The organism is Stenotrophomonas sp. 96582_Sma (assembly GCF_056480905.1).
In genome coordinates, this window is record NZ_CM151122.1 from 3,373,635 (window position 1) to 3,391,413 (window position 17,779).

The window sequence follows — 17,779 nt, forward strand, 5'->3', positions numbered from 1 at the left end:
CAGTTCCTCAGAGGTAAGGGAGCATGCGGTCCAGACGGCCTGCGTCTTCTGCACGGACATGGCCCGTCTGACGCAGATTACGCTTACGCTTGGTCGCTTTCTTCGTGAGGATGTGGCTACGGTTGGCGTGGCCGCACTTGTACTTGCCCGAGGCGGTTTTGCGGAAACGCTTGGCCGCTGCCCGGTTGGTCTTGATCTTGGGCATTGCAATGTCCTTGATGGGATATGACCCTGGTTTCTGACTGATCTGGCGGCGGCCTGGGCCGCTCTTTCCGTCCTGCCATGATCGGCGTACGACCCGTCCTGGGTGGGTCGAGCCGGGCATGATACAGGCAAAACCGCCCTGCCACCAGCCCCTGCAACCCTTTCGCCGGCAATTCACCGGCTTCCTGCAAAAGCAAAGGGACGCCCATGGCGTCCCTCTACCCTGAACCATTCAGCCAGGCGCCCCGGAAGGCGGCCCGTCAGGCCTCAGGTCTTCTTCTTCGGCGCGATCATCATGACCATCTGACGCCCTTCCAGGCGCGGACGGGATTCAATGACGATGTCCTCGCCCAGATCGGTCTCGATCCGGTTGGCCATTTCGCGGCCCAGTTCCTGGTGGCTCATTTCACGGCCACGGAAACGGATGTTGACCTTGATCTTGTCACCATCCTCGAGGAACCCGCGCATCTTGCGCAGCTTGATCTGGTAGTCGCCCTCGTCCGTGACCGGACGGAACTTCACTTCCTTGATCTCGACCTGCTTGGTCTTCTTCTTGGCCTCGCTGGCCTTCTTCTGCGCTTCGAACTTGAACTTGCCGAAGTCCATGATCTTGCAGACCGGCGGATCGGCCTGCGGCTGGATTTCGACCAGGTCCAGGCCTTCATCTTCGGCCATGGACAGCGCTTCGTCGCGCGACAACACGCCGATCATTTCTCCGTCACTGCCGATCACGCGGACGCGCGGCACACGGATTTCCTGATTCTTGCGGTTCTGTTTGTTGTCAGGGGTGCTGATATTACGTTCTCCCAAGGGTATCGAACCGGTCCGGGTGCCTGTGCCCCCGGACCGGACCTTTGCTTACGCGCCCTCGGCCTGGAGCCGCTCGATGAAGGCCTGCAGGCTCATGCTGCCCAGGTCTTCGCCAGAACGCGTACGCACCGCCACAGCCCCATTTTCCTTCTCGCGGTCACCAATGACCAGCAGGTAGGGCACGCGCTGCAACGTATGCTCGCGGATTTTATAGCCGATCTTCTCGTTACGCAAATCCGAGCTGACGCGGAAGCCTTGCTCCGCAAGGGTTTTGGTCACGCCCGAGACGTACTCGGCCTGAGCGTCGGTGATGTTGGCCACCACCACCTGGGTCGGCGCCAGCCAGGCCGGGAACTGGCCGGCATGGTGCTCGATCAGGATGCCCAGGAAGCGCTCCATCGAGCCCACGATGGCGCGATGCAGCATGACCGGGTGCTTCTTCTGGCTGTTCTCGTCCACGTACTCGGCGCCCAGACGGCCCGGCATCATGAAGTCGACCTGCATCGTGCCCAGCTGCCAGGTACGGCCGATCGCGTCCTTGAGGTGGTACTCGATCTTCGGGCCGTAGAAGGCGCCCTCGCCCGGCAGCTCCTGCCACTCCACCCCATTGCTGGACAGTGCCGAGCGCAGCGCGCCCTCGGCCTTGTCCCAGGTGGCGTCATCGCCCAGGCGCGATTCCGGACGCAGCGCGATCTTGACCTGGATCTCATCGAAGCCGAAGTGCTGGTAGACCGCCAGCGCCTGCTGGTGGAACGCGGTCACTTCCGCCTCGACCTGGTTTTCCGTGCAGAACACGTGGCCGTCGTCCTGGGTGAAACCACGCACGCGCAGGATGCCGTGCAGCGCGCCGGACGGCTCGTTGCGGTGGCAGGCACCGAACTCACCATAGCGGATCGGCAGGTCGCGGTAGCTGTGCAGGCCCTGGTTGAACACCTGCACGTGGCCCGGGCAGTTCATCGGCTTGAGCGCGTAGGTGCGCTTCTCCGATTCGGTGAAGAACATCGCGTCCTGGTAGTTGTCCCAGTGGCCGGACTTCTGCCACAGGCTCACGTCCAGGATCTGCGGGCAGCGCACTTCGCCGTAGCCGGTCTTGCGGTACACCTTGCGCATGTACTGCTCGACCACCTGCCACAGTGCCCAGCCCTTCGGGTGCCAGAACACCAGGCCCGGCGCTTCTTCCTGCAGGTGGAACAGGTCCTGCTGCTTGCCGATGCGGCGGTGGTCGCGCATCTCGGCTTCTTCGATGCGCTTGATGTACGCCTCGAGCTGCTTCTTGTCGGCCCAGGCGGTGCCGTAGATGCGCTGCAGCTGCTCGTTCTGCGCGTCACCGCGCCAGTAGGCACCGGAGATGCGGGTCAGCTTGAAGGCCTTCAGGAAGCGCGTGTTCGGCACGTGCGGGCCGCGGCACATGTCCACGTATTCCTGGTGGTAATACATGCCCATCGCCTGGATGTCGTCGGACATGTCCTCGATCAGGCGCAGCTTGTAGTCCTCGCCACGGGCCTTGAAGATCTCGATCACTTCGGCGCGCGGCGTCACCTTCTTGATGACGTCGTAGTCCTGGGCGATCAGTTCACCCATGCGCTTCTCGATCGCGGCCATGTCGTCCGGGGTGAACGGGCGCTCGGAGTAGATGTCGTAGTAGAAGCCCTCGGCGATCACCGGGCCGATCACCATCTTCACGTCCGGGTACAGCTGCTTGACGGCGTGGCCGACCAGGTGGGCGCAGGAGTGGCGGATGATCTCCACGCCCTCCTCGTCCTTGGCGGTGATGATGCGCAGGCTGGCATCGTGGTCGATGACGTCGCTGGCATCGACCAGCACGCCATCCACGGCACCGGCGATGGTGGCCTTGGCCAGGCCGGCGCCGATCGACTGGGCGACCTCCATGACGCTGACGGGATTTTCGAATTCGCGGCGGCTGCCGTCGGGAAGAGTAATGTTGATCATCGCAGTGGCTTCGTGCGGGGCCCGCTGGGCGGGCTGGAAAGCGTTCCCGGGGCGGCGCCCGGGCAATAAAAAAGCGCCGCGAGGGCGCCTGGAACACAGGGCCTTCGGGGGCAGGTCAACAGTGGGCGGTGGTAGTGCTCATGTCGCACGCTCGGCCGGCGCTGGGCGCGGGCCACCTTGTTCCAGTCAGGGTTCTACGCTGATCTTAAACCAGCGCAGGGGAAAGCCCAAGGCCTACCGTACGGTCCGCTGAATGGGTCTCGCTGGCGGCGTGAAATTGCAATGATTACCATGTCGGCGCAGGCCGCCCTGTGCCAGCCTGCCCGCTTTCCCCCAGGACCCCGTGATGCGCCACCCGCTCCGACCGGCTCCCGCCGGCCCCGCCCGTGCCCCGCGTTCGCCGGCCCGCTGCCACGCTGGCCGCCCGCGATGATCACCGTCGGCCTTTCCACGCTCGGCTTCTGCAGCCTGGGCATGCTGGCGGCGATGTTCTCGGCGCTGGCGTTCTATGCCGCCTCGCCGCACTGCCGCTGGCCGCGCCTGCGCCGTGCCGGCCGCCTCGGGCGGCAGATCGGCCTGGTCGCCGCCGCTGCCGCGCTGTGGCTGTGGATGGCCGAGCTCGGTTTTGCCGCCGGCCTGGTGGCGATGCTGTGCACCTGGATGCTGGCGGCGATGCTGCTGCCGGCGCTGGCGGCCTGGCACCGCCCCGGTACGGAGTCGCCGTGATGTGGCCGCGCGCCTTCGCCGGCATCGTGGCCGGCTTCCTCCTGGCCGCCGCCGTCACCGGCCTGCTGGCGTGGCTGCCGCCCGGCCCGTGGCAACGGGCGCTGGTGCCGACCCTCATCGCCTTCATCCCGCTATGGATGCTGGCCGCCCTGTGGGCGTTCAGTTTCCGCAGCGCGCTGCGCGCCTGGCTGGTGCTGGCCGGCAGCGCCGCCGCCGGCTTTGCCGTGCTCGGGCTGCTGCGCCTGACCGGCGCGGTGCAATGAGACCTTTCCCATGAAGTTCAGTTCGCAGACGCTGCGCACGTTCACCACCCTGCACACCTGGGTCGGCCTGGTTGCCGGCTTCGGCCTGTTCGTGGCCTTCTACGCGGGTGCGCTGACCCTGTTCCACCACGACCTGCCGCTGTGGCAGACGCCCGGTGCAGCCACCGCACTCCCCGCCGGCCTGGACGACGCGCAGTACCTGCTGGAAGACGTGCTTGCCGCGCATCCGGAAGCGCGCCGCCACGTCGGCATGACCTTCCCCGGCACCGAACACCCGCAGCCACTGGCCTACTGGCAGGCCGATGACGGCAGCTGGCGCTACGCCTGGCCGGGACAGATCGCCGGCAGCACCACGCCGCCACAGACCGGGCTGGCCGAACTGGTCAACGAGCTGCATTACAGCCTCGGACTGCCGGTGGCCGGCATCTACGTGATGGGCATCGTCAGCCTGCTGTATGGCATGGCCCTGCTCAGCGGCCTGGTGATCCACCTGCCGAAGCTGTTCGGCGATCTGTTCGCGCTGCGCCCGGGCCGCAACCTGAAGCAGCTGTGGCAGGACGCGCACAACGTGATCGGCGTGCTCAGCCTGCCCTTCCACCTGATGTTCGCGGTCACTGGCGCCCTGCTCTGCCTGGTGTTCGTGCAGATGGCCCTGCTCAACCCGCTGATCTACGACGGCAAGGCCCTGCAGGCGGTACCGACCGCAATGGACACCGCGCCTGTGCGCGACGCCAGCGGCATCCCGGCACCGCCGGGCAGCCTGCGCGTGCTGCATGCACGCGCGCTTGAAGTCGCCCGTGCACAAGGCGTGGCCAACTTCGAGCCGACCTACCTGAAGCTGGCCAACGCCGGCGATGCCAATGCCACCATCGAGATCACCGGCGAATCCACCGGCACGCTCGGCCCGCTCGGCGCGGTGGCACTGGACGTGGCCACCGGCAACGTCCTGGCCTCGCAGCTGCCCGGCCAGCGCGACGCCAACCACGCCACGCTAAGCGCGGCCTATGCCCTGCACTTCGGCGAGTTCGGCAACGGTGTGGTGGTCTGGCTGTACTTCCTGCTCGGCCTTGGCGGTGCCTTCCTGTTCTACTCCGGCAACCTGTTGTGGATCGAATCGCGGCGCAAGCGTCGCCAGCCACAGCAACCGCGTGCCGGGGTGAACATGGCACGGGCCACGGTCGGCGTCTGCATCGGGCTGTGCGTTGCGATTTCGGTGGCGTTCGTCACCGCACTGGTGCTGGAGCGGCTGGCACCGTCCGCGGTCGACCACGGCATCCGCTGGGCCTGCTTCGGCAGCTGGGCGGCCTGTGCGCTGTGGGCCGCGCTGCGACGCCCGGCGCAGGCGGCACGCGAACTGCTGTGGGCGGCGGCGATCAGTACCGCGCTGGTGCCGATCCTGCACGGTGCACTCAGTGGCGACTGGCTGTGGCGTGCGGCCGCGCATGGGCACTGGCCGCTGTTCTGGGTCGATGCCATTGCGCTGGCCATGGCCTTCGGCTTCGCCCGCCTGGCAGTGGCCAGCCAACGCCGCGCCCGCAACGGCGATCCCAACAGCGTCTGGGCAAACTGAGCCGTCGCCGGGCATGGCCCGGCGCTACCGACCGTTACGCGCAACGCCCCCTGTAGCGTCGAGCTTGCCCGACAGCTGTTGATTTCGCGCCAAGCACCGTCGAGCAAGCTCGACGCTACCCAAGCAGGATCATGCCTCGCCGGGGTAACGACTCACTTCGATCAGGTTGCCATCCGGGTCGCGGAAGTACACCGATTCGATCGGCCCCAGCGCGCCGGTACGTGCGACCGGCCCCTCCTCCACTGCAACGGACTGCGCCTGCAGGTGGGCCAGCACATCGGTCGTCGCCGTGCGCGTGACCAGGCACAGATCGGCGCTGCCCGGCGTGGGCCGCAACGCATGCGGTTGCAGCGGGGCGCTGGCCGGATGCAGGTTGATCTTCTGCTGGCCGAACTGCAGTGCGGTGCGGCCCGCGCCGAAGTGCACGACCTGCATGCCGAGCACGCGCTGGTAGAAATCACAGCTGCGTTCGATGTCGGCGACGGTGAGGACCAGGTGGTCCAGGCGTTCGAGATGGATCATGCCCGCAGCGTAACGCTGCGGGCATGGACATGCTGTGCGGGGTCGGGCCGATGGCGTTGCGGCGTTGCGCCGGACATCGCCTGATGCAGCTCAATCGCCGATGCGTGCCTTCTGCCAGGGGCCCAGCATGGCGTTGAGCAGGCTGGCCTGTTCGTCGTCGCCGGTCAGCTCCCACATGAAGACGCCGGCCAGGCCCTGCTCGCGGGCGAACTGCGCACGCAGGCCGATCGAGCGCGGGTCTTCATAGCTGATGAAAACCTTCTGCTCGGCGTTGTACAGCCACGGGCTCTGCGCCTGTGGTTGCCAGTGCTTCGTCCAGCCCGGCTGGTCGAGATAGCGCGCCTTGATCACGCGCCAGTCGCCGGCATCGGCCGGTGCACTGTAGGACTGGTACAGCCCATCCGGCGCATCGCCGGTGACCTTGAAGCCGCGCCCGTAGAACGGCACACCCAGCACCAGCTTGTGGGCTGGCACCCCGCGCTCGCGGTAGTACTGCACCGCGCCGGCAACGTTGTTCCAGCGCCGCAGTTCCGGCGCCAGCGGATCGGTCGGCACTTCATGCAGGGGCGCATTGAACGTCGACACCGCCGAGAAGCCGGTGCCCATGTCGTAGCTCATCAGGTTGATGAAATCGAACACCTTGGCCAGCGCCGGCAGGTCATAGCTTGCGGCTGGATCGTAGGGGCCATCGGTCTGCAGGCGACCGGCGGCCAGTGCGGCGGTCAACAGCATCGGCTGCCCCGCCTTGCGGCCATGCGCATCAAGGGCCACGCGGAACGCCTGCGCGAGCCGGGTCAGATTGGCGCGGTCCTGCGGGCGGTGTGCCAGCTCCTTCGGTCCGCCACTGACCGGGAACTCCCAGTCGATGTCCACGCCATCGAAACTGCCAGCATGACGATCGAAGAACAGCGCCATGCATGAGTCGACCAGGCGCTTGCGGCTGCCCTCGGTCAGCGCTGCATCGGAGAATCCACCTGCCCCCCAGCCACCGATCGAGATCAGCGTGCGCAGATGCGGGTGCGCCTTCTTCAGCTCGGCCAGCGCCGCGAAATTCTTCGGCGCTTCCGCACCGATCGTGCAGCGCCCGTCCTCGATGGTGGAGAACGCGTAGAACAGGTGGGTGAGGCGCTCGGCCGGAATGCTCGACACCGGGTAGCGCTCGGCCGAACCACCGGGGTAGTAGGCACCGAAGATCGGCGGCTGCGCGGGTGCCGCATGCACGGCTATGGGCAAAGCACCGGCAATCAGCACGGCAAGGGCAGCCACGGTCTGGCGGAACATGGGATCTCCCGGTTCGAAGGCGCAGCCACGTTAGCAAACGGATGGGGCTGTGGGACGGTTGTCGTGGCATGTCGTCCAGTGGACAAGTGCATCCCGCCGGATGACGACAACGCGCCAGTCATGCAACGACCCTCATGCACTGCAGCAGGACACACGCCGACGCTGCGTTCGCGGGCTCGCGCATCGGCTAAGGTAGCCGCGGACCTTCAACCGCGCATGGACATGAGCACCGACCACGACAACCTCGACGACGGCGACCTGCTGGACGACGAAACCCTCGACGAATGCCAGGCCCTGGAGGCACGCGCCTACGCCGCCTTCCGAGAGGGCGACCTGCAGCAGGCGGTGGCGCTGTTCGGCGAGCTGATCGCACTCGCCCCCGAAGTGCCGTACCTGCATTACATGCGCGGATTGGCGCACAAGTACCTGCGCGACTGGGCTGCCTCACTGCAGGACAACCTGCAATCGGAGCAGCTGCGTGGGGAATTCGATGTCGCCACTGCCTGGAATGCCGGCATCGCCGCCACCGGCATGGCGGACTGGGCCGAAGCACGACGCCAGTGGACCCGCTGTGGCATCACCCTGCCCGAAGGCGAGGGCCCGATCGAGGGCCACTTCGGCGTGGCCTGCGTGCGCCTGGCGCCATGGTCCGACGCCGAGGTGGTGTACATGAGCCGCATTGATCCGGTGCGTGCACGCATCGACAACGTACCGCTGCCCGAAAGCGGCTTCCGCTTCGGCGACATCGTGCTGCACGACGGCGCATCAACCGGCCATCGCACCTACGGCGAGCGCCAGGTGCCGGTGTTCAATGCCATGCAGCGCCTGCAGGCATCGGACATGGCGACCTTCACCGTGTTCGTGCAGTGCGATTCGGCCGATGACATCGCTGCGCTGGAGGCAATCACCCTGCCCGGCATCGGCATGGTCGAGGACTGGACGGCTACCGTGCGCCGGCTGTGCCGCCGCTGCAGCTACGGCACGCCGCACCAGCATGGTGATGAGGCGCCAGATGAAGACCAATGGAGACGCGAACGTGACCTCGGCGTGGCCGCACAGGGCCGGGCTGCGGTGGAAAAGCTCATGGCGGTGTGGGTCGCTGCAGCCCCCGGCCGGGTGCTGGAGGCCATCGAACAGCGCGAGCACCTGATGAGCGACCCGGAGCCAGGCCAGGTCTGGTGGCTGGGGGAGGACGAAGAAGACGCGTAAGTGCAAGGACCAACGGTCCTCATCCACAGGATTCCAGGCAAAGAAAAAGCGGGCCGAAGCCCGCTTTTTCATTTCAGCGATTCCAGGAGCGTGTCAACCAAGGTTGACACCTACCGTAATCGACCGGAGGTCGATTACTCGGCGCTGACGGCGTCGCCTTCTTCCACGGCCTTCATCGACAGGCGGATACGGCCCTGCTTGTCGACTTCCAGCACCTTGACCTTGACCACATCGCCTTCCTTCAGCACGTCGCCGACCTTCTCGACGCGATCGCTGGAGATCTGCGACACGTGGACCAGACCGTCCTTGCCCGGCAGGATCGTGACGAACGCACCGAAGTCCATGATCTTGGCGACCTTGCCTTCGTAGATGCGGCCCGGCTCGACGTCCGAGGTGATCTGCTCGATGCGGGCCTTGGCGGCCTGGGCAGCGATGGCATTGACCGAAGCGATGACGATGGTGCCGTCGTCCTGGATGTCGATCTGGGTGCCGGTTTCCTTGGTGATGGCCTGGATGGTCGAGCCACCCTTGCCGATCACTTCGCGGATCTTGTCCGGGTGGATCTTGATGGTCAGCAGGCGCGGCGCGTAGTCCGACAGCTCTTCACGCGGAGCGGTCAGGCCGTGGGCCATTTCGCCCAGGATGTGCAGACGGCCAGCCTTGGCCTGCTGCAGGGCCTGCTTCATGATCTCTTCGGTGATGCCTTCGATCTTGATGTCCATCTGCAGGGCGGAGATGCCCTCAGCGGTACCGGCCACCTTGAAGTCCATGTCGCCCAGGTGATCTTCGTCACCCAGGATGTCGGACAGGACGACGAAACGCTCGCCTTCCTTGACCAGGCCCATGGCGATACCGGCAACCGGCGCCTTCACCGGCACGCCGGCGTCCATCAGGGCCAGCGACGAACCGCAGACCGATGCCATCGACGAGGAACCGTTCGACTCGGTGATTTCCGAGACGACGCGGATGGTGTACGGGAAGGCTTCCAGCGACGGCATGACAGCCAGCACGCCGCGCTTGGCCAGGCGACCGTGGCCGATTTCGCGGCGCTTCGGGCCCATCATGCGGCCGCACTCACCCACCGAGAACGGAGGGAAGTTGTAGTGGAACAGGAAGTTTTCCTTGTACTCACCGGCAACGGCATCGATGACCTGGCCATCACGGGCGGTGCCCAGGGTGATGGTCACGATGGCCTGGGTTTCGCCGCGGGTGAACAGCGAGGAACCGTGGGTACGCGGCAGCACGCCGGTCTTCACGGCGATCGGGCGGACGGTGTCCAGCGCACGGCCGTCGATGCGGACCTTGGTGTCCAGCACCGAGTCACGCATGGTGCGGTATTCCAGCTCGCCGAATTCCTTCGACAGCTCGGCCGGGTTCCAGCCTTCGGCGGCCACGCGGCCAGCCAGGGTTTCGACCACGTCCTTCTTGATCGCCGAGATGGCGTCACGGCGCTGCAGTTTGTCACGCACCTGGAAGGCTTCGCCCAGGCGCGGGCCGATGGCTTCCTTCAGGGCGGAGATCAGCGCGTCGTTCTTGGCCGGGGCTTCCCAGGTCGACGGCTTGGTGCCGGCTTCGACGGTCAGCTCGTTGATCGCGTTGATGACCTTCTGCATTTCGCGGTGACCGAAGGTCACGGCGCCCAGCATCACTTCTTCGGACAGCAGCGCGGCTTCGGATTCAACCATCAGCACGGCGTTGGAGGTACCGGCGACGACCAGTTCCAGCTGCGAGTCAGCCAGTTCGCTGACGGTCGGGTTCAGGATGTACTCGCCGTTCTTGTAACCGACCTTGGCAGCGCCGATCGGGCCCATGAACGGGGTGCCGGCCAGGGCCAGGGCAGCCGAGGCGCCGATCAGGGCCGGGATGTCGCCGTCCACGTCCGGGTTCAACGACATGACCGTGGCGATGATCTGCACTTCGTTCTTGTAGTCTTCCGGGAACAGCGGACGGATCGGACGGTCGATCAGACGCGAGATCAGGGTTTCCTTCTCGGTCGCACGGCCCTCACGCTTGAAGAAACCACCCGGGATACGGCCGCCGGCGTAGAACTTTTCCTGATAATCGACGGTCAGCGGGAAGAAGTCCTGGCCTTCGCGCGCGCTCTTGGCGGCGACGGCGGTGACCAGCAGTACGGTGTCGTCCATCTTGACGATGACGGCACCGCTGGCCTGACGGGCGACTTCGCCGGTCTCGAGCGTGACGGTGTGCTTGCCGTACTGGAAGGTTTTGGTGATTTTTGCCACGGAGGGTGTCCTTGGGGATGCTGTCTGCGAATTTGGACCGTCGGCGACCCTTGCCGCCAGCGGGTGGCCGGATCGTTCCGGCCTGAATCGGGGATTGCGGTGCTACAAAACAAAACCGCGGCGCATCGCTGCGCCGCGGGGGATTCGTTGCTTAGCGACGCAGGCCAAGCTTCTCGATCAGGGCCTTGTAACGCTCGACGTCCTTCTTCTTCAGGTAGTCGAGCAGGCTGCGACGGCGGTTGACCATCTGCAGCAGGCCGCGGCGGCTGTGGTGGTCCTTCTTGTGGGTCTTGAAGTGGCCGGTCAGCAGTTCGATGCGGGCGGTCAGCAGTGCAACCTGGACTTCCGGGGAGCCGGTGTCAGCCGAGCTGCGCTTGTTGTCTTCAATGACCTTCTGGGTGTCGATCGACATTTCTTTTTTCTCTGTGATGCGTGGCCGGCAGGAACGCGCTTCGCGCACCGCCAGGCTCGCCGTGGACTACGAGGATGAAACCTGCGCGAGGCAGGCTGCCGGAAAACGGCCGCGAAATTGTAACGGTCGGGGGCTTCCGGGACAAGGACCGGGGCTGAACCGCCCGGCCCAGGTCAGAGGTTGAAACGACGCTGCGGGGCCAGCAGGCCACTGTCATCGACCTGGCCCAGGCCCTGGACAGCATCGTCCGGGCCAAACACGGCCACCAGGCCATGCGGCCAGGACAGGTCGCGCTGGCGCTGGCCGACGCAGAAGCGGTGGGCCTGGTCGGCATCCAGGTCGACCCGCGGGTATTCAGCCAGGCCGGCCGCCAGCGGCAGCAGCAGCGCGTCCATCCCGGCCTCGTCGCCTGCCTCGACCATCGCCCGCAGCTGGTCCAGGGTGACCATCGCCGGTTCACGGAACGGCTCGACCCACAGCCGGCGCAACGCGCTGATGTGGGCACCGCAGCCCAGCGCCTCGCCCAGGTCGCGGGCCAGGCTGCGGATGTAGGTGCCGGAGCCGCAGGTCACGCGCAGCCGCAACCGCTCGGGCTGCTGCTCCAGCACCTCGATGGCATGCACCTGCACCTCACGCTCCGGCGCTTCGATGACGTCACCACGGCGGGCCTTCACATACAGCGGCTCCCCACCCTGCTTCAGTGCCGAATAGATCGGAGCACGCTGGCGGATGCTGCCGGTCAGCGGCGCCAGCGCCGCCTGCAGGGCCTCGGCACTGATCGAAGGCACCGGGCGCTGCAGCAGCACCTGGCCTTCGGAATCGTCAGTGTCGGTGGTCTGACCCAGCATGATCTCGGCGTCGTAGGCCTTGGCCGAGCCGAGCAGCAGACCGGCAATCTTGGTCGCCTCGCCGAAGCACAGCGGCAACAGGCCGGTGGCCAGCGGATCGAGGCTGCCGGTATGGCCACCCTTTTCGGCACGGAACAGGCGACGGGCCACCTGCAGGGCGGCGTTGGAGCTCATGCCGGTCGACTTGTCGAGCAGCAGGATGCCATCCAGGCGGCGGAACTGAATTCGGGTCATGACACGATTTTGTAGAGTCGAGCCATGCTCGACTGCTGCAGCGCGGTCTGCATCAGACATCGCGCAGCCGGAATGCAACAACGCCGGGCATGCCCGGCGTCGCGCGGTTATTCTTCGTCGCTCTCGCGACGCTTCTCGGCGGCCAGCGTATCAGGCAGGTCGCGCAGGATGTTGTCGATGTGCTCACCACGGTCGACCGAGTCGTCGTAGTGGAAATGCAGCTCCGGCACGTGGCGCAGCTTCATCGCACGGGCCAGGTCCATGCGCAGGCGATAGCCCAGCTCCTTCAGGCCGGCCACGGCTTCGGCCGAACGTTCCGGCATCAGCGCGGTGACGAACACCTTGGCATGGGCCATGTCGCGGGTGATTTCCACGTCGGACACGCTCACCGAGGGCAACCCGTGCTCGCGCACAGCGTTGTGCACCAGGGTGCCGAGTTCACGGCGCAGCTGGGCGGAGACACGGTCGGTTCGATGGAAAGTCTTGGGCACGAGGAGCTCTTGGTTCAGTTGTCGCCCGGCCAACGGTCGGGCGCTACTCTTGATTCAATGGTCGCCCGACCAACGGTCGGGCGCTACTACATGGTACCCGACCGTTGGTCGGGTTCTACATCATGGTAGGGCCCGACCGTTGGTCGGGCCACATCACATTACAGGGTGCGCGGCACTTCGATACGCTCGAAGCACTCGATCTGGTCACCCGGCTTGACGTCGTTGTAGGCCTTCACCGCGATACCGCATTCGGTACCGTTGCGGACTTCCTCGACGTTCTCCTTGAAGCGACGCAGCGATTCCAGCTCGCCCTCGAAGATCACCACGCTGTCGCGCAGCACGCGGATCGGCTTGTTGCGCTTGACCACGCCCTCGATGACCATCGAGCCGGCCACGGCGCCCAGCTTGGAGCTGCGGAAGACGTCGCGGACCTCGGCGATACCGATGATCTCTTCGCGGATCTCCACGCCCAGCAGACCGGAAGCCACCTGCTTCACCTGATCGATCACGTCATAGATGATCGAGAAGTAACGCAGATCGACGCCGTTGGATTCGATGATGCGACGGGCCGAAGCGTCCGCACGCACATTGAAGCCGATGACGGTGGCCTTCGAAGCGGCCGCCGAGTTGGCGTCCGATTCGGTGATGCCGCCCACGCCGGAGTGGATCACGTTGATGCGGATGTCTTCGTTGGACAGCGCGACCAGTGCCTGGCTCAGGGCCTGCACCGAACCCTGCACGTCGGCCTTGATGACCAGGTTGAGGACCTGCTGGCCCTCGCCCTTGCCCAGGGTCGCCATGATGTCTTCCATGCGGCTGCCGGCGGTGGCGACCAGGCGCGATTCACGGCGCTTGGTCTCACGCTGCTGGGCAACGTCCTTGGCCAGGCGCTCGTCCTCGACGACCACGAAGTCATCACCCGCTTCCGGCACGCCGGACAGGCCCAGGACCTGCACCGGGATGGACGGGCCGGCGAACTCCGGCTGCTTGCCGGTTTCGTCGAACAGCGCACGCACGCGGCCGTACTGGATGCCGCACACCAGGTAGTCGCCCTTCTTCAGGCGGCCCTGCTGCACCAGCACGGTGGCGACCGGGCCACGGCCCTTGTCCAGCGACGATTCGATCACCACGCCCGAAGCGCGGCCTTCGTCGACGGCCTTCAGTTCCAGCAGTTCGGCCTGGATCGAGATGGCGTCCAGCAGGTCGTCAATGCCCAGGCCGGTCTTGGCCGAGATCTCCACCATCTGGGTGTCACCACCGAAGTCTTCGGCCACGACCTGCTCGGACAGCAGTTCGTTCTTGACCCGCATCGGGTCGGCGTCGGACTTGTCGATCTTGTTGATCGCCACGATCAGCGGCACACCCGCCGAACGGGCGTGCTGGATCGCTTCCTTGGTCTGCGGCATGACGCCGTCATCGGCCGCCACGACCAGCACCACGATGTCGGTCAGCTTGGCGCCGCGCGCACGCATCGAGGTGAATGCCGCGTGGCCCGGGGTATCCAGGAAGCTGATCACGCCCTTCGGCGTATCCACGTGGTAGGCACCGATGTGCTGGGTGATGCCGCCGGCTTCGCCGGTGGCGACCTTGGTGCGGCGGATGTAATCCAGCAGCGAGGTCTTGCCGTGGTCGACGTGGCCCATGATGGTGACCACCGGCGGACGCTGGGTGGCTTCGCCCTGGTTTTCACCGGTCGAGGCCAGCAGTGCGTCTTCGGCGTCGTTGTCGTTGGCACGGATCGCCTTGTGGCCGAGTTCTTCGGTCACCAGCGCGGCGGTGTCATGGTCGATGGACTGGGTGATGGTGGCCATCACGCCCATCTTGAACAGCGCCTTGACCACCTCACCGCCCTTCAGCGCGAGCTTCTGCGCCAGGTCGGCCACGGTGATCGTGTCGCCGATCGCCACTTCACGCACCACCGGCGCGGTCGGACGCTCGAAGGCGTGCGGACCTGCATTGTTGCCACCGCGCGACATGTCGCGACGGCCACCGGCCTGGTTACGCCCGCCCGGACGACCACGGGTGTTGCTGTTGTTGCTGTTGCCACGGCGCGCGCGGTCGGCAGCCGACAGGTGCATCTGGCCGGCGAAACGGTCGCCCGGGCCACGCTCGTTGCGCGGCGCGCTGCGGTTGTTGCGGTCGTCGTTGCGCGGCGGCGGCGGAGCGCTGCGCGGCGCAGCCGGAGCGGCGGCCGGAGCACGCGGCGGGCGCGGCGCGGTTTCATCGATCGGAGCGCGCTTGGGCTTGCTGGCAGCCAGCGCCTCGGCAGCCTTGGCGGCGGCCGCAGCTTCCTCGGCGGCCTTCTTCTCGGCCTCTGCGCGTTCCTTGGCCGCAACCTCTTCCTCACGGGCACGGACGATGGCTTCGTCGCGCAGACGATCCTTCTCGGCCAGGGCCTGCTGTTCAGCAAGGTTGCGCGCACGCGACTCTTCCAGCTTGCGCAGGATGTCGGCGCGCTCTTCGTCCGGGGTCATGGCGCGAGCACCATCCTTGACGTAGGTACGCTTCTGGCGCACCTCGACATTCACGGTCGTCTTGCTGCGACCGGAACTGACCGTCACTTCCTGCTGTTTCCGGCGGTTGAGCGTGATCTTCTTTGCAGACTGATCAGTTTCTTCCGGGGCCTGCTCGGGCTTGCCGTGCGAACGACGAAGGAAGCCCAGGAGCTTCACCTTCTCGGTGCTGGTCACGACCTGGTCGGGACCGCTGAACTTCATGCCGGCACCGGCCAGCTGTTCCAGCAGTTTTTCGACCGGCGTGTTGACCAGTTCGGCAAGCTTGCGGATGGTGGTTTGCTGCGACATTCGGATCCTATGATCTTGTGGGCGCCCCCCCGCATCTGGAGGTGGCGCGGATTCTACGCCCTGAGCGGCTCAGGGCCCTGTTCATTGCCGGCTCATTCGCCGCGTTCCAGTCGGGCGATCTCCTCGGCACGTGCGGCCAGGATCAGCGCAGCGGCGCGCGCCTGATCCAGCCCTTCGATGCCGAAGTCCATGACCTCGTCGGCGGCCAGGTCGGACAGATCCTCACTGGTACGCACGCCGTGGCCGGCCAGCGCATACGCGGTGGCTTCGTCCATGCCCTTCAGGGACAGCAGGTCCTGCGCCGGCTGGCCGTCTTCAAGGCCTTCCTCGACTGCCAGGGCCTCATTGAGCAGCGCATCGCGGGCACGAGCGCGCAGCTCTTCGACGATGTCTTCGTCGAAACCTTCCACGGCCAGCAGTTCGCCGACCGGGACATATGCGATTTCCTCGACGGTGCCGAAGCCTTCGCTGACCAGGATGCCGGCGATTTCCTCGTCCACTTCCAGCTTGTCCATGAACAGCTGGCGGGCCGAAGCCTGCTCGGCCTCCGACTTGGCGGTGACCTGGTCCTGGGTCATCACGTTGAGCTGCCAGCCGGTCAGGCGGCTGGCCAGGCGCACGTTCTGGCCGCCCTTGCCGATCGCCTGGGCCAGGCGGTCTTCAGCGACAGCCAGGTCCATCGAGTGCTTGTCTTCATCGACGATGATCGACTGCACTTCAGCCGGCGCCATCGCGTTGATGACGAAGTTGGCCGGGTTGTCGTTCCACAGCACGATGTCCACGCGCTCGCCATTGAGCTCGTTGGACACGGCCTGCACGCGCGAACCGCGCATGCCGATGCAGGCACCGATCGGATCGGTGCGCTGGTCGTGGGCGAGCACGGCGATCTTGGCGCGGTCGCCCGGATCGCGGGCGCAGGCCTTGATTTCCACCAGGCCCTGGCCGACTTCCGGCACTTCCAGCTTGAACAGCTCGATCATGAATTCCGGGGCGGCGCGGCTGATGAACAGCTGCGGGCCACGCGGTTCCGAACGGACTTCGGCCAGGTAGCCGCGCACGCGGTCACCGGCGCGCAGCACGTCGCGCGGAATGCCCTTGTCCTTCGGGATGAAGCCTTCGGCGTTGCCACCGAGGTCGACATAGATGTTGCCGCGCTCGGCGCGCTTGACCACGCCGGTGATCAGCTCACCCACGCGATCCTTCCATGCATCCACGACCTGCTGGCGCTCGGCTTCGCGCACGCGCTGGACGATGACCTGCTTGGCGGCCTGGGCAGCAATGCGGCCGAAGTCCGGGTTCTCGATCTGCTCTTCGATGTAGTCGCCGACGTCCACGCCTTCGGCTTCATCGACGGCGTCCATCAGGCGGATCTGGCGGTCCGGCGATTCCATGACCACGTCATCGGCCACCACTTCCCAGCGGCGGAAGGTTTCGTAGCTGCCATCCTTGTGGTCGATGACCACGCGGGTCAGCACTTCCTCGTCGGGATAGCGCTTCTTCGCTGCCGAGGCCAGGGCGGCCTCGATGGCATCGAAGATCACTTCACGCGGCACGCCCTTCTCGTTGGCGACCGCGTCGACTACCAGCAACAGTTCCTTGCTCATTGGCTCACTCCGCGCGCGGCTTCTTTGCCGCCGGCTCGTTGGAAGAAGAATTCGTGTTCGGCTTCGGACGCTTCGGTGCCGGACCGGTCGGCTTGCTCGGGGCCAGCCCCAGCGCCACCCAGTCGGGCATGATCCGTGCCTTGTCGATGTTGTCGGCCGATACGACCACTTCGGCCTTGTCGACGATGAAGGTGATGGCACCTGCGGTCTCGTCGATGGCTTCGATGCGGCCCTGCAGGCGGCGACGGTTGTCCTGCGGCAGCTTCAGCGTGACCTTGGCCATTTCGCCGAGGTGACGGCCGAACTGCTCCAGGTTGAACAGCGGACGATCGACGCCCGGCGAAGACACTTCCAGCGTGTAGTTGCCGCTGATCGGGTCTTCGACGTCCATCTGTGCCGACACTTCGCGGCTGACCCGCTCGCAGTCGTCGACATTGATGATGCGCTCGGGCTGTTCAGCCAGCGGCACGTCGATGTAAAGGCGCAGGGTCGCACCGCCGGGGGCCGGCAGATACTCAACGCCCAGCAGCTCCAGGCCCAGCGACACAACGGTCGGGGCGAGCAGATTCGCGATGTCGGTTGCCTTGTCGCTCACAGCCTGCCTTGAT

The 17,779-nt window shown here is 66.0% G+C and carries 16 protein-coding genes; 4 read left to right on the forward strand and 12 right to left on the reverse strand.

Annotated elements, in window-relative coordinates; genetic code table 11:
• Window positions 1–7: 7 nt before the first annotated feature.
• The 3 genes from rpmI to thrS all read right to left on the reverse strand — a co-directional run bounded on the left by rpmI (window position 8) and on the right by thrS (window position 2,964).
• Window positions 8–205 (reverse strand): 50S ribosomal protein L35, encoded by a 198-nt coding sequence (rpmI, locus tag ACZK2R_RS15795; protein WP_005410436.1) that lies wholly within the window; start codon window positions 203–205, stop codon window positions 8–10.
• A 266-nt stretch (window positions 206–471) separates the two neighbouring features.
• Complete coding sequence (gene infC / locus ACZK2R_RS15800) at window positions 472–1,014, reverse strand: translation initiation factor IF-3 (protein ID WP_005410437.1); 543 nt, start codon at window positions 1,012–1,014, stop codon at window positions 472–474.
• 48 nt (window positions 1,015–1,062) lie between these two features.
• Window positions 1,063–2,964 carry a threonine--tRNA ligase gene (thrS, locus tag ACZK2R_RS15805; protein WP_032128659.1) on the reverse strand — a complete coding sequence of 634 codons (1,902 nt, stop codon included), beginning with the start codon at window positions 2,962–2,964 and terminating at the stop codon, window positions 1,063–1,065.
• A 429-nt stretch (window positions 2,965–3,393) separates the two neighbouring features.
• On the opposite strand from thrS, the gene ACZK2R_RS15810 reads away from it, so the two are divergent.
• From ACZK2R_RS15810 to ACZK2R_RS15820, 3 genes are read left to right on the forward strand one after another with little or no spacing between them, the layout of a single operon-like run.
• Window positions 3,394–3,690: a hypothetical protein gene (locus ACZK2R_RS15810; RefSeq protein ID WP_005410439.1), complete on the forward strand. Its 297-nt coding sequence runs from the start codon at window positions 3,394–3,396 to the stop codon at window positions 3,688–3,690.
• Window positions 3,690–3,953 (forward strand): hypothetical protein, encoded by a 264-nt coding sequence (locus ACZK2R_RS15815; RefSeq protein WP_049401219.1) that lies wholly within the window; start codon window positions 3,690–3,692, stop codon window positions 3,951–3,953. The genes ACZK2R_RS15810 and ACZK2R_RS15815 overlap by 1 nt, the downstream gene beginning before the upstream one ends.
• 10 nt (window positions 3,954–3,963) lie before the next feature.
• Complete coding sequence (locus ACZK2R_RS15820; protein WP_180836633.1) at window positions 3,964–5,523, forward strand: PepSY-associated TM helix domain-containing protein; 1,560 nt, start codon at window positions 3,964–3,966, stop codon at window positions 5,521–5,523.
• Between the two features lie 129 nt (window positions 5,524–5,652).
• Here ACZK2R_RS15820 and ACZK2R_RS15825 read toward each other — a convergent pair whose 3' ends face one another.
• Together ACZK2R_RS15825 and ACZK2R_RS15830 are read right to left on the reverse strand one after the other, a co-directional pair.
• The gene (locus ACZK2R_RS15825; RefSeq protein WP_180836632.1) at window positions 5,653–6,045 is read right to left on the reverse strand and encodes a VOC family protein; all 393 of its coding nucleotides are present in this window, start codon (window positions 6,043–6,045) and stop codon (window positions 5,653–5,655) included.
• 90 nt (window positions 6,046–6,135) lie between these two features.
• Window positions 6,136–7,326: a glycoside hydrolase family 18 protein gene (locus ACZK2R_RS15830; protein WP_164080650.1), complete on the reverse strand. Its 1,191-nt coding sequence runs from the start codon at window positions 7,324–7,326 to the stop codon at window positions 6,136–6,138.
• 222 nt (window positions 7,327–7,548) lie between these two features.
• Between ACZK2R_RS15830 and ACZK2R_RS15835 the strand changes: the two genes are divergently transcribed.
• Complete coding sequence (locus tag ACZK2R_RS15835) at window positions 7,549–8,535, forward strand: tetratricopeptide repeat protein (RefSeq protein ID WP_258015700.1); 987 nt, start codon at window positions 7,549–7,551, stop codon at window positions 8,533–8,535.
• Window positions 8,536–8,669: 134 nt separating this feature from the next.
• Here the strand turns inward: ACZK2R_RS15835 and pnp are convergent, their stop codons facing one another.
• The 7 genes from pnp to rimP all read right to left on the reverse strand — a co-directional run bounded on the left by pnp (window position 8,670) and on the right by rimP (window position 17,766).
• The gene (gene pnp, locus ACZK2R_RS15840; protein ID WP_032128652.1) at window positions 8,670–10,778 is read right to left on the reverse strand and encodes a polyribonucleotide nucleotidyltransferase; all 2,109 of its coding nucleotides are present in this window, start codon (window positions 10,776–10,778) and stop codon (window positions 8,670–8,672) included.
• A gap of 151 nt (window positions 10,779–10,929) precedes the next feature.
• Window positions 10,930–11,190: a 30S ribosomal protein S15 gene (gene rpsO / locus ACZK2R_RS15845; protein ID WP_005410445.1), complete on the reverse strand. Its 261-nt coding sequence runs from the start codon at window positions 11,188–11,190 to the stop codon at window positions 10,930–10,932.
• 173 nt (window positions 11,191–11,363) lie between these two features.
• The gene (gene truB / locus ACZK2R_RS15850; RefSeq protein WP_032128651.1) at window positions 11,364–12,272 is read right to left on the reverse strand and encodes a tRNA pseudouridine(55) synthase TruB; all 909 of its coding nucleotides are present in this window, start codon (window positions 12,270–12,272) and stop codon (window positions 11,364–11,366) included.
• A 107-nt stretch (window positions 12,273–12,379) separates the two neighbouring features.
• Window positions 12,380–12,763, reverse strand: a complete 384-nt coding sequence (rbfA, locus tag ACZK2R_RS15855) for a 30S ribosome-binding factor RbfA (RefSeq protein WP_005410447.1) — start codon at window positions 12,761–12,763, stop codon at window positions 12,380–12,382.
• A 158-nt stretch (window positions 12,764–12,921) separates the two neighbouring features.
• Window positions 12,922–15,567, reverse strand: a complete 2,646-nt coding sequence (infB, locus tag ACZK2R_RS15860) for a translation initiation factor IF-2 (RefSeq protein ID WP_032128650.1) — start codon at window positions 15,565–15,567, stop codon at window positions 12,922–12,924.
• A gap of 92 nt (window positions 15,568–15,659) precedes the next feature.
• Window positions 15,660–17,171, reverse strand: a complete 1,512-nt coding sequence (nusA, locus tag ACZK2R_RS15865; protein WP_005410449.1) for a transcription termination factor NusA — start codon at window positions 17,169–17,171, stop codon at window positions 15,660–15,662.
• A 4-nt stretch (window positions 17,172–17,175) separates the two neighbouring features.
• Window positions 17,176–17,766, reverse strand: coding sequence for a ribosome maturation factor RimP (gene rimP / locus ACZK2R_RS15870; protein WP_032128649.1), 591 nt, complete (start codon window positions 17,764–17,766; stop codon window positions 17,176–17,178).
• Window positions 17,767–17,779 lie beyond the last annotated feature (13 nt).

Coding starts and splice junctions, on each gene's coding strand:
- ACZK2R_RS15815 (WP_049401219.1), top strand. CDS start 3,690: ATGTGGCCGCGCGCCTTCGCCGGCATCGTGGCCGGCTTCCTCCTGGCC.
- ACZK2R_RS15830 (WP_164080650.1), bottom strand. CDS start 7,326: ATGTTCCGCCAGACCGTGGCTGCCCTTGCCGTGCTGATTGCCGGTGCT.
- nusA (WP_005410449.1), bottom strand. CDS start 17,171: ATGAGCAAGGAACTGTTGCTGGTAGTCGACGCGGTCGCCAACGAGAAG.
- ACZK2R_RS15825 (WP_180836632.1), bottom strand. CDS start 6,045: ATGATCCATCTCGAACGCCTGGACCACCTGGTCCTCACCGTCGCCGAC.
- infB (WP_032128650.1), bottom strand. CDS start 15,567: ATGTCGCAGCAAACCACCATCCGCAAGCTTGCCGAACTGGTCAACACG.
- rpsO (WP_005410445.1), bottom strand. CDS start 11,190: ATGTCGATCGACACCCAGAAGGTCATTGAAGACAACAAGCGCAGCTCG.
- ACZK2R_RS15810 (WP_005410439.1), top strand. CDS start 3,394: ATGATCACCGTCGGCCTTTCCACGCTCGGCTTCTGCAGCCTGGGCATG.
- ACZK2R_RS15820 (WP_180836633.1), top strand. CDS start 3,964: ATGAAGTTCAGTTCGCAGACGCTGCGCACGTTCACCACCCTGCACACC.
- thrS (WP_032128659.1), bottom strand. CDS start 2,964: ATGATCAACATTACTCTTCCCGACGGCAGCCGCCGCGAATTCGAAAAT.
- truB (WP_032128651.1), bottom strand. CDS start 12,272: ATGACCCGAATTCAGTTCCGCCGCCTGGATGGCATCCTGCTGCTCGAC.
- rpmI (WP_005410436.1), bottom strand. CDS start 205: ATGCCCAAGATCAAGACCAACCGGGCAGCGGCCAAGCGTTTCCGCAAA.
- ACZK2R_RS15835 (WP_258015700.1), top strand. CDS start 7,549: ATGAGCACCGACCACGACAACCTCGACGACGGCGACCTGCTGGACGAC.